The sequence below is a fragment of the Litoreibacter roseus genome (assembly GCF_009811795.1).
In the GTDB taxonomy this organism is placed as follows: domain Bacteria; phylum Pseudomonadota; class Alphaproteobacteria; order Rhodobacterales; family Rhodobacteraceae; genus Litoreibacter; species Litoreibacter roseus.
The window spans coordinates 326,245-337,573 of sequence record NZ_BLJE01000003.1 but is presented as its reverse complement, the minus strand read 5'-3'; the positions used below and the strand labels follow the sequence as shown (position 1 = coordinate 337,573).

At 57.3% G+C, this 11,329-nt stretch carries 7 protein-coding genes; 2 read left to right on the top strand and 5 right to left on the bottom strand.

Annotated features, from left to right (window positions below):
- Window positions 1-23 precede the first annotated feature (23 nt).
- The 5 genes from KIN_RS15545 to glgC are packed head-to-tail and all read right to left on the bottom strand — an operon-like array spanning window position 24 to window position 8,428.
- A complete protein-coding gene (locus KIN_RS15545; protein WP_159808708.1) occupies window positions 24-1,655 on the bottom strand; it encodes an alpha-D-glucose phosphate-specific phosphoglucomutase in 1,632 nt (543 codons plus the stop codon).
- Window positions 1,621-3,624: a 4-alpha-glucanotransferase gene (gene malQ / locus KIN_RS15540; protein WP_159808706.1), complete on the bottom strand. Its 2,004-nt coding sequence runs from the start codon at window positions 3,622-3,624 to the stop codon at window positions 1,621-1,623. Before malQ ends, KIN_RS15545 begins: the two co-directional genes overlap by 35 nt.
- Entirely contained in the window at window positions 3,621-5,699 is a 2,079-nt protein-coding gene (glgX, locus tag KIN_RS15535; RefSeq protein WP_159808704.1) for a glycogen debranching protein GlgX, read from the bottom strand. Before glgX ends, malQ begins: the two co-directional genes overlap by 4 nt.
- A 27-nt stretch (window positions 5,700-5,726) precedes the next feature.
- Window positions 5,727-7,166, bottom strand: coding sequence for a glycogen synthase GlgA (gene glgA, locus KIN_RS15530; protein ID WP_159808950.1), 1,440 nt, complete (start codon window positions 7,164-7,166; stop codon window positions 5,727-5,729).
- A gap of 2 nt (window positions 7,167-7,168) precedes the next feature.
- On the bottom strand, window positions 7,169-8,428 hold the full coding sequence (gene glgC, locus KIN_RS15525) for a glucose-1-phosphate adenylyltransferase (RefSeq protein ID WP_159808702.1): 1,260 nt from the start codon (window positions 8,426-8,428) through the stop codon (window positions 7,169-7,171).
- A 448-nt stretch (window positions 8,429-8,876) separates the two neighbouring features.
- Between glgC and KIN_RS15520 the strand changes: the two genes are divergently transcribed.
- Together KIN_RS15520 and KIN_RS15515 are read left to right on the top strand one after the other, a co-directional pair.
- Window positions 8,877-9,908, top strand: coding sequence for a LacI family DNA-binding transcriptional regulator (locus tag KIN_RS15520; RefSeq protein WP_159808700.1), 1,032 nt, complete (start codon window positions 8,877-8,879; stop codon window positions 9,906-9,908).
- A 115-nt stretch (window positions 9,909-10,023) separates the two neighbouring features.
- A complete protein-coding gene (locus KIN_RS15515) occupies window positions 10,024-11,328 on the top strand; it encodes an ABC transporter substrate-binding protein (protein ID WP_159808698.1) in 1,305 nt (434 codons plus the stop codon).
- Window position 11,329: the final 1 nt, after the last annotated feature.

The window sequence follows — 11,329 nt, the reverse complement described above, 5'->3', positions numbered from 1 at the left end:
TCCAGTTCGGCAGATGCAGCGTGTCACGTGATAACGTCTGCGCTGCTCCGGCCAGTGAATTTGGTTATCTGCGCTAGAGTTTCGGCGGCCTGAATGATGGGCGCCAAAGCTTCTTGTACATCGAGGTTGTGATCTCCGCCACGGGCAACGAAGCGTTCGAGATAAACGCGCAAGGTGGCGCCTTGTGTGCCAGTGCCAGACAGCCGCAGCACCAGCCGCGACCCGTCCGTGAATTGGACGCGTACGCCTTGTTGCTCGGTCAAACTCTGATCAACAGGGTCAAGGTAGGCAAACTCATCAGCTTTACTCACCTGCATACCATTTGCGCTGGTCCCTGTAAGCGCAGGCAGTTTGTCCCTAAAGGCGGTCATCAATGCGTTCGCTGCATCAGCCGGGATTTCTTCATAGTCGTGGCGAGAGTAGTAATTCCGGCCAAAGCTGCGCCAATGGTCCTGCCGCAACTGAACGATATCGCGCCCGTCGCGTGCCAGAATGTTGAGCCACAGCAAAACCGCCCAAAGCCCATCCTTTTCGCGAATGTGGTTTGATCCAGTGCCAGCGCTTTCCTCGCCGCACAAAGTGGCCTTGCCTGCATCAAGCAGGTTGCCGAAAAACTTCCAGCCCGTGGGGGTTTCGAAACAGGGTATCGCCAACCGCTCCGCCACCAGATCAACGGCTTGACTGGTGGGCATCGAACGCGCGACCCCCGCCAGCTTGCCCGAATAAGCTGGCGCCAGATGGGCGTAGGCCGTCAGCAATGCGAGACTGTCGGAGGGCGAGACAAATGCCCCCTTCCCCATGATCATGTTGCGGTCCCCGTCCCCGTCGGATGCTGCCCCAAAATCAGGCGCGTCAGAGGCGCCCATGATGGCAACCAGTTCGCTGGCCCAGACCGGATTGGGATCGGGATGGCCGCCGCCGAAATCCGGCGATGGCACAGCGTTAATCACCGACCCTGCCGGTGCGCCAAGCGTGTCCTCAAGGATGCGCTTTGCATAAGGGCCGGTCACAGCGTGCATCGCGTCGAAACACATGCGGAAACCACCCGAAAACAGCGCGCTGATGGCATCGAAGTCAAAAAGCTCCTGCATCAGTGTTTCATAATCTTCCACCGGGTCAATCACGTCGATCCGCGTATCTCCCATGGTGAAACGACCTATCTGGTTGATACCCGTAGGTGTCTCATCCGCAATCCTGTACTCGATGATGTCAAGGGTCTTCGCGTAGATCGCGTCAGTAAGCTTCTCCGGGGCCGGGCCGCCATTCGCTGCGTTGAACTTGACGCCGAAATCACCGGTCTCTCCCCCCGGGTTATGGCTGGCCGACAAGATAATGCCGCCATCGGTCTTGAACTTGCGGATCAGGTTGGACACGGCGGGCGTCGACAGGATACCGTCCTGGCCCACGATCAACCGGGCGACCCCATTTGCAGCGGCCATGCGAATGATGATCCCGATGGCCTCGGCGTTAAAGAACCTGCCATCCCCGCCAACCACGTATGTTTTCCCCTGGGCGCCCCCGGTCCCGTCGAACACGCATTGAACAAAGTTCTCAAGATAGCCGGGCTGACGAAAGACCGCTGTTTTCTTTCGCAAACCGGACGTGCCGGGTTTTTGCCCCTCAATGGGTTTGGTTTGAACAGTCTTGAAGCTCATGTTCCATCTCCCTTTTCTTGGGGTTCGACCGGTTCTCCGCCAGCATATCTGCCCCGAGCCGCGCAAAGGCTTTCGATGTCGAGATTTCGCTGAGTGAGAGCGGCGCCTTCAAACGCCAGTTCGGGTATTCATCTATCGTGCCGGGCAAATTTTGCTGTGATGTCCGCTCCGCAATGTCGTCAAGCTGTATAGCCACCATACTGGACCGCGCGCGCGCCAACTGCCGGTGAATTTCCAGAACAGGTTTTGATGTACCGAGGCTGCGTTGTGCAAGCGCGCGGTCTGCGCGGGTCTGATCCAGCGTTTGCTCGTTGATACTCCCGAGCCTATGTCTGACCTCAGCGTCTTCGGCGGCAAAAAATCCAGCGACAGTGGGCGTATCGTGGGTCGCAAATCCGCAAACCGCCAGTTCGCGGGTATCTGCCGTGTCGACAAACCCACCGGCTGGGGTGCGCATGTATTGCAGCACATCGAGGCCGTAGATCCCTGACAGGGCAAGCTGATCGCGCAGCCCCTCAGGAACAAGGCCCAGATCCTCGCCAACAACAATGGTCCCGTTTCGCGCGCTTTCGATGGCAACCACGGCCAGCAACGCGTCAAAAGGGTAGCTGACATAGGTGCCTTCATCGCTGCCTTCGGGTATCCAAAAGCTGCGCATCAGACCCAGAACGTGATCAATGCGGATCATGCCCGCGTGGCGCATAACGGCCCTCAAGAGGCGGGCAAACCCGGCATATCCCTGCGTGCGGCACTTCAGCGGTGATTGCGGCGCCAACCCCCAACTTTGACCGGATGGCCCCAACGGATCTGGCGGCGCACCGAGTGTGGCGCCGGTGATCAGCGATGTGCCCTTGACCCAAGTTTCTGCCCCACCGAGGCGCGGACCAACTGCGAGATCCAGGTAAATCCCGATGCGCATGCCCGCATCCGTCGCACGGGACTGCGCCCGAGACAGCTGGCGATCCGCCTCCCATTGCGCCCATTTGCGCTGGGTTATAACCCGCGCGTTGTAATGTTCGAACTTCGACAGAGCCTCGGCATCATGGTCGCGATAAAGCGCAGGCCACGCCCGCCAGTCAGGCCCAAACCGGGCGGACAGCGCCTCAAACACCGCGAATTCGTGGAGGGTTGCCCGTGCCGAGGCGACGTACGCCTCGTACGCTTGCCTGTCAGGCGCATCAGCAGGAAGCTGGGAAAACTCAACAAACTGAGAGGCCAGAGCTTGTTCGGTGTGATGCAACGCTGATGGGTAATCTATGAGGTCAGAGCCGAAATGCTTGGTCTGGCCTGCACCGGCGCAATGCCAAGTGTTCAGGAACGCGCGATGACTGGGCGAGTACGGGCTAATTACATCATCAGGCAGAGATTGCCCCATCGCGTGGATGGGATTGATCCCCAGAAAATCAGCGCCGTGTCCCGCGATGGTTTCCGCGTAGTGCCCTAGTAAAGCATACGTTCCAATTGGTGCGGATGGGCCGTCTGTCAGACCGTACAAAGCAGCCAGGACGCCCCAGATGTGAGGTTCAGCTATCCGGTCCTCCAGTCGAACAGCGTGATCCGGGCGAGCCAAGATCCACGTGGTGGTGTCGCCGGACTTTGCACTCAAGTGCAGCGAATGTATCCCGATAGGCAACGAAGGCAGCGAAATGTGGTCAACCGTGCTGCCCGTGGCCAAAACCTCACCCGTGCCCTCAGCTTCAAGCCTCCACTCGACGGCCTGCGTCAGTGAAATTTCCGAGGCCTGACCCGCTTGGACAATCACCTCGTGCGGCGCAGGACGACCGGCATCTTTCGATTGCATCTCCTGCAGCATTTCACGTGCATCCTCGTTGGAGGAAATGTTCAATTCCAACGCGCGCAGGACAGCGATGCGAGTGTCGCGCGCGACACGAACCGTTTGCCCTTCATATCCACGGTACTGGGACTGGACGCCCAAATGGCTGCAAAGCTCGGCCACCCAATCCGTCATATGTCGGCTCTTTTCCCGACGAACATTACAACCGAATGCGCTGAGATCGGCTGGGATTTGCGGCTTGTGATGCGGTGCGCCGGGTCATCCGGCGCCGCAGTGTCGAGCACCCGTTCCCAACAAAGATCCGGGCCCGGCTCGGACAAGACCAAACGCTTGTCATCGTCCCCGCCATTCACGACGATCAAGACCGTGCCGTCCTCGGATATGGTCTTTTCGGCGACGCCACGAATTTGCAGGCAGAAGCCATCGAGAGAAGAGTCGCGCCAATTAAGCGCGCCTCCCTCAAGGCTTGACCATGTGACGTCGGGCAGCCCATCCGCCCGAACCTGTCCGTGCAAGTATCGGTCCTGCCGCAACACCGCGTTGTCGCGGCGCAGGGCAATCAGCCGTCGCGCGAAGTCCAGCAAGTCAGTGTCAGCTTGCGCCCAATTGATCCAACTGGTCTCATTGTCCTGACAATATGTATTGTTATTGCCGCGCTGCGTCCGCCCCAACTCGTCACCGGCCAAAAGCATTGGTGTACCTTGCGACAGGAAAACGGTGGCCAGCAGATTGCGGACCCTCAGTGCCCGGCGTGCGAGAATGGCCTCGTTCTTGGTATCCCCTTCCGCACCGCAATTGTCCGACAGATTGTGCCCGTGGCCGTCCGCGTTGCTTTCACCGTTCGCCTCGTTGTGTCTTTCGCGGTAGCGGGTGACATCTGCCAGCGTGAAACCGTCATGGGCCGCTACAAAATTGATCGAGCTGAAAGGCTTACGGCCGGAGTGATCAAAGACCGAAGCCGTTCCCAAGAAATTACCCGCCAACTCCTGAGCCGCATGTGCGTCGCCACGCCAGAATTTTCGGGTCGAGTCGCGGAATTTGTCGTTCCATTCGCCCCAGTCCGCCGGAAACCCACCAAGTTGATAGCCCCCCGGGCCGATGTCCCATGGCTCAGCGATCAATTTGCACTGCCGTAAAACCGGATCCTGACGGATGGCGTCGAAGAATCCGCCATGCAGATCAAATCCGTGAGCCTCGCGCCCAAGTGTCGTTGCCAGATCGAACCGAAATCCGTCGATCCCCATGACCGTGACCCAATAGCGCAGAGAATCCAGAACCATCCGCAAGACGAACGGATGCCTGATGGCCACTGTGTTTCCGCAGCCCGTGTCATTGACGTAGTATCGTGCGTGGCTGGCCTGAAGGTTGTAATATGCCGCGTTGTCCAGCCCGCGAAACGACAGGGTCGGTCCGCGGTGGTCGCCCTCGGCGGTGTGATTGTAGACCACATCAAGTATGACCTCGATGCCCGCGGCGTGAAGCCTGTCAACCGCCTGCCGAAACCCCTCCGCGCCATTTGGCCCGAAGTAGCGCGGCTCCACAGCGAAGAAACCAAGGCTGTTGTAGCCCCAGTAGTTCGTCAACCCGCGCTCGACCAGAAAGCCGTCGTCAAGAAATGCGTGCACTGGAAGCAGCTCCAGTGCGGTCACGCCAAGGTCCTTCAGGTGCGCAATGATAGGTTCACTTCCAAGCGCTTCGTATGTCCCACGAAGCTCTTCTGGAACATCGGGATGCAGTTGCGTCAAACCCCTGACGTGCGCCTCGTAGATCACCGTTTCAGACCACGATCGACGCGGTGCAGGGGTCTTGTCCCAAGGCACCTCGATCTCTGGTACAATCGATTTCGGAACGAAGGGCGCGCTGTCTATCTGGCTGGGTTTCGCGTCGTGCTCTGGCGCGTCCGGGTCATATCCCAGCGTCTCCTTCGCAGACGTCCAGTCCCCGTGAAACGCGCGGGAATACGGATCGGCCAGCAGCTTCATTGGGTTGAACCTGTGGCCCCGGTCCGGCTCATAAGGTCCATAAGCGCGATACCCGTAGAGTGCACCGGGCTTCAGACCCGGAACGTATCCGTGCCAGACCGCACCGGTGCGATCCGGCAGTTCCAGCCGCACCGTTTCGCGTTGCCCGTCATGGCTGAACAGACACAACTCTATCTTCGTCGCGTTCTCTGAGAACACAGCGAAATTGACCCCCTGCCCGTCATAAGCGGCCCCGAGGGTGCTGTGGTCGCCCGCGACAATGCTCATAATAGGCGCGCTTGCTTGCATTTTGTTTTATCGCCTTTGTACGGCCTTGTAGATGTCGACTAAGCGCTTCGCCGAATGGTCCCAACCGACCGGGTGCTTCATCGCGTTGCGCTGCATTCTTTGCCACGCTTTTTTGTCACCGAAGACCTCCATTGCGCGGTCCAATGCCTCGCCTAGCCCATCAACGCTTGTGGGTGCAAACTGAAATCCGGTGGCACACTCTGCCGCAAGGGCCGCGGCGTTTGCGTCGATGACCGTGTCCGCCAGACCGCCGGTTCTGGACACAATCGGCAATGTTCCATACCGCATCGCGCACAGCTGCGTCAGGCCACATGGCTCAAATCGCGAAGGCACCAGGGTCGCATCTGCCCCCGCTTGAAATTGGTGGGCAAGCTTTTCGTCAAACCCGATCTCGACACCGACATGATCGGGATAGCGATGGGCAAGGTCTCTGAAGCCACCTTCAAGCTCCGGCGCGCCGGAGCCAAGCAACACAAACCGCGCTCCCTGGTCGAGGATCGCCGGAAGTGCCAGCAGCGCGAGGTCCAGACCTTTTTGTTCTGAAAGACGGCTGATCACCGAAAAGAGCGGCGCGGAAGGATCGGGCGCAAGACCGAAGCGATCCAGTAAAGCCCCTTTGTTGACCGCCTTTTTTGCAAGTGTGCGACTGGAGTAGGTTTGCGCCAATACCGGATCGGTCGCGGGATCCCAGACGGTGGTGTCGATACCGTTGAGAATACCAGAAAAATCTGTATGGCGCGCAGCGAGCACGCCCTCAAGCCCCATTCCAAAATCCGGTGTCAGCAACTCACGGGCATAGGTCGGACTGACGGTTGTGATCTGATCGGCCTGCACTAGCCCTCCTTTGAGAAAGCTGATCTGCCCGAAATACTCGAACCCGTCCTGTGTGAAGCCCTTCGGATCAAGACCAAGATCGCCCATGGTGGTTGCAGGAAAATTGCCCTGAAATGCGATGTTGTGAATTGTCAGAATAGAGGGCGGCGCGGCGTCTTCGTTTTGACGTGCATAAACAGGCGTCAGCCCGGCCTGCCAGTCATGGGCATGGATGACGTCCGGGCGCCATCCGTCGACTCCCAAACGACCGATCTCGGCCCCAAGCCAGCTTAAAAGGCCGAACCGCAAGTGATTGTCGGTCCAGTCTGCCCCGGCTTCGTTCAGATAAATCTGACCGGGACGGTCATAGAGATGCGGCGCGTCGATGAGCAGTAGATCAATCCCGCTTGCCTGTGTGGACAGAATGCGAACTGGCCCGCCGAACTTGGAACCGACGTCTCGAACCTCTTTCGCACCAGCTGATAGATGCGAGATTTGGCGGTAAAGCGGCAAGAGAACCCGACTTTCCACGTCGTGCTCTTTCAGAACATGCGCGAGTGCACCCACCACATCAGCGAGCCCGCCCGTCTTGACGAAAGGCGCGCATTCAGACGTGACGGAGAGTTGCCTGATGATCATGCCTCAAGTTTATCAATCATGTCTTGTGTGATGAGACACACCCCATTTTCCGACCGTCGGAAGCGCGCAGCGTCCTGCTTTGGATCCTCACCGACCACAAGACCTTCTGGAATGCGGACGGACCGATCAACAACCACGTTCTTCAGTCTCGCCCGGCGTCCGATCTGGACGTCTGGCAAGGCAACCACGCCCGTGAGTTCCGAGTAAGAATTCGCCCGCACACCCGTATGCATGAGGCACTGGCTCAATTGCGAACCTGAAATAATGCATCCACCTGCAATCATGGACGAGACCGCGATGCCCCTTCGATCTTCTTCGTCGTGGATGAACTTTGCCGGAGGCGTAAGCTCGGAATACGTCCAGATTGGCCATGTCTGATCATAGAGATCCAACTCGGGCTGGAAATCAGTCAGGTCGATATTGGCTTGCCAGAACGCATCGATTGTTCCCACGTCGCGCCAGTAGGGCTTCTGCTCTTCCGAACTGGTGACGCAGGAGCGGCTGAAAGGGTGCGCAAACGCATTGCCCGCTTTTACCAAGGCGGGAATGATATCCTTGCCGAAGTCATGCTCCGACGTCTCCGAATTGGCATCTTCTCGCAACAGCTTGATGAGCAGTTCGGTTTCGAAGACATAGATCCCCATGCTGGCCAAAGCTCGCGTTTCATCGCCCGGCATATGCGGGGGATTTTCCGGTTTCTCCACAAACTCCAGAATGCGGTCGCTGTCATCGACGGCCATTACACCGAAGGCACTGGCCTCTTGGCGGGGCACCTCGATACAACCGACCGTCACGTCTGCCCCGGACGCCACATGATGCTCTAGCAAGACGGAGTAGTCCTGCTTGTAAATATGGTCGCCCGCCAGAATGAGGATGTATTTCGGGGCGTATCCCTCAATGATATCAATGTTCTGTGTGACCGCATCGGCCGTGCCGAGATACCAATTGCGCTCGTTCACCCGCTGGGATGCGGGTAGAATATCAAGGGACTCATTCCGCTCAGCCCGAAAAAAGCTCCACCCTCGCTGCAAATGGCGGATCAGACTATGCGCCTTGTATTGAGTGGCAACCCCGATGCGCCGAATGCCTGAATTTACCGCGTTCGAAAGAGCAAAATCGATAATTCGCGTCTTCCCACCAAAATACACGGCGGGTTTCGCGCGAATATCCGTCAATTCTTTGAGCCGACTGCCCCGTCCCCCTGCGAGCACAAATGCCATCGTTTCGCGTGCAAGCCTGTGCGTTGAGACAGTCATTTCAATTTCCCCCCAATGTGGTGTCACCCTCGCGACGAATCGTTATTTCAATTGCATTGTTCTCTCAGCATCGTCATGCCCACTGTCTTGGCAATGGTCGATAATAAGACCAAGCAGATCTCCGCGCTCCTAAGATGCAATCACGACATTGATTTAATTCAGAAAAATGCGATCTCTCGTTCAGCACTTGATTGAATGGCTACACCGAGAATTCTGACACACCGCCCCAACGGCGGCACCCATGCGGCAGATAATCGCGTCAGAAAATCCGCTAAAAATGAACCTAAGCGGCCCGAAGCTTTCGCCTGTTGCCTAAGATTTTCGCGTCTGGTCGGCAGAGTGCAGCGGTCCCTGCCGCAATCAACGTATTTACTTGACGTCAAACTGATATCACTCATATCTTTTCCAAAATTATCGCGCGTTGCGTTAAGAGGCACCAAGTGTAAAAATGGGTCAACTAAAAATTCGCAATATGGAAGAATTCGCTGCGGTCAGCGGCATTTCTCGCCCCACTGTGTCGAAATATTTCAACGATCCGGAGAGCGTGCGCGCTTCAACCCGGAAGAAGATTGAAAGCGCACTCGAAAAGCACGACTACCATCCAAACGTATTCGCCATGAATCAAAATCGGCGAAAAACCAAGAATATCGGCGTCGTCGTTCCAAACTTGGCTGACCCGTTTTTCTCAGAGATTGGCAGGCGCGTCGAACTTGCTTGTATAGAGGCGGGTTATAGCCCGATCTTGCTCAGCTCGCACGGCAGCCCCACGATGGAACGTGACAATCTCAATTCCCTGAGATCCTTGAAGCCCGCAGGCGTCTTGCTGGCCCCGTTCGGTCGCATGTCAGACAAAGATGCCGTTCAGGCTTTCGGCGCTGATTTCCCCTTGGTCCTTTTTGACGCCAACATGAGCGACACCGGACAGGCATTTGTCGGAACAAATAACGCTCAAAGCGTTGATCTTATGGTGGAATATCTATGCAGGAGCGGCGAGCCCCCTTGCTTCTTCGAGATGAAGTCGCCCTCAAACCCCAACGCGAACAAACGCAGGCAGGCCTATCTGGAAAGCATGGAACGGCACAAACAGACGCCAAACATCTTTCAGGCGGACGGCGAAGGCTGGAACTTTGAGGAAATTGGCAGCGTAGAAGGCGGTCGCCTTCTGTTGGAAAAAGCCTTCAGCACCAACACCGTCTTGTGTAGCAACGACCGCCTTGCGATCGGCATGTTGTCTGCCGCCTACGGGCTTGATCTTCGGGTGGGTCATGGAGCGGATTGCCATCTTCGGATTGCTGGTCACGACGACCACCCGTTTTCAAGGTTCACGTGCCCGCCCCTGACGACAATCGCCCAAGACTACAACGCCATCGCGAATCGCGCAGTCAGCACGTTGTTCGGCTTACTTGAGACGGAAGAGCGTCCTTCCGATCGCGAAGAAACCCTCTTCGAGGGGCGCCTGATCATGAGGGACTCAGCTTAAACCATTGATAATACGCCTGCGTGATCTTATTTTTACGCGCGTTAATTTTTAATTGACTGTGCGTCACCGTGTTGGTTAGTGTCGAAGGCATCATCCAACGAGGAGGACCATGAGGATGTCATTCAGAAAATCACTATACGCAGCGACTGCCGTGACGCTTGTCACAGCAAGCGGCGCGTTTGCCGAAAACCTCACCATCGCCACCGTTAACAATGGCGACATGATCCGCATGCAGGGCCTGACCCAAGACTTCACCGACAAGACGGGGCACACCGTCGAGTGGGTCACATTGGAGGAGAACGTCCTGCGCCAGCGTGTCACGACGGATATCGCGGCCAAAGGCGGTTCTTTCGATATCATGACAATCGGCATGTACGAGACACCGATCTGGGCCGCAAATGGCTGGCTTGTCCCGCTTGATGATCTGTCAGAAGAGTATGATGCAGATGACATTCTGCCTGCAATGGCGGGTGGTCTGAGCTACGAGGGCACGCTTTATGCAGCACCCTTCTACGGCGAAAGCTCCATGATCATGTATCGCACGGACCTGATGGAGAAGGCCGGGCTCGAGATGCCAAAAGCACCCACATGGGAGTTTATTCGCGAAGCTGCTGCCGCAATGACCGACCGCGCCAATGATATCAACGGCATCTGCCTGCGTGGCAAAGCGGGCTGGGGTGAAGGCGGCGCATTCATCACCGCCATGTCGAACTCCTTCGGCGCCCGCTGGTTTGATGAAGACTGGAACGCCCAGTTCGACACGCAGCCTTGGGCTGACACGCTGAACTTCTACGTGGACATGATGTCGGAATCGGGTCCTGCAGGCTACGCGACAAACGGGTTCAATGAGAACCTGTCCCTGTTCCAGCAAGGCAAATGCGGGATGTGGATCGACGCAACGGTTGCGGCCTCCTTCGTAACCAACCCGAACGACTCGACTGTCGCCGACAGCGTTGGGTTTGCACTCGCACCTGACACCGGTCTTGGCAAACGCTCCAACTGGCTCTGGGCGTGGGCTCTGGCGATCCCAGCCGGAACGCAAAAAGAAGCCGCGGCGAAAGAGTTCCTCGAATGGGCGACATCGAAAAGCTACATTGAGTTGGTTGCCGAAAACGAAGGCTGGGCCAACGTACCCCCCGGCGCGCGGACGTCTCTGTACGAGAACCCAAACTATCAGTCGGTGCCTTTCGCACAGATGACGCTGGACTCAATCCTGTCAGCTGATCCGAAGAACCCGACCGTTGATCCGGTGCCTTACGTTGGCATCCAGTTCGCGGCGATCCCTGAGTTTGCGGGTATCGCGACCGAAGTCAGTCAGGAATTCTCGGCAGTTTATGCGGGTCAACAGACTGTAGAAGAGGCTTTGGCCAAAGCACAAGCCCTGACCAATGATGCAATGGAAGCCGCCGGCTACCGCTGAG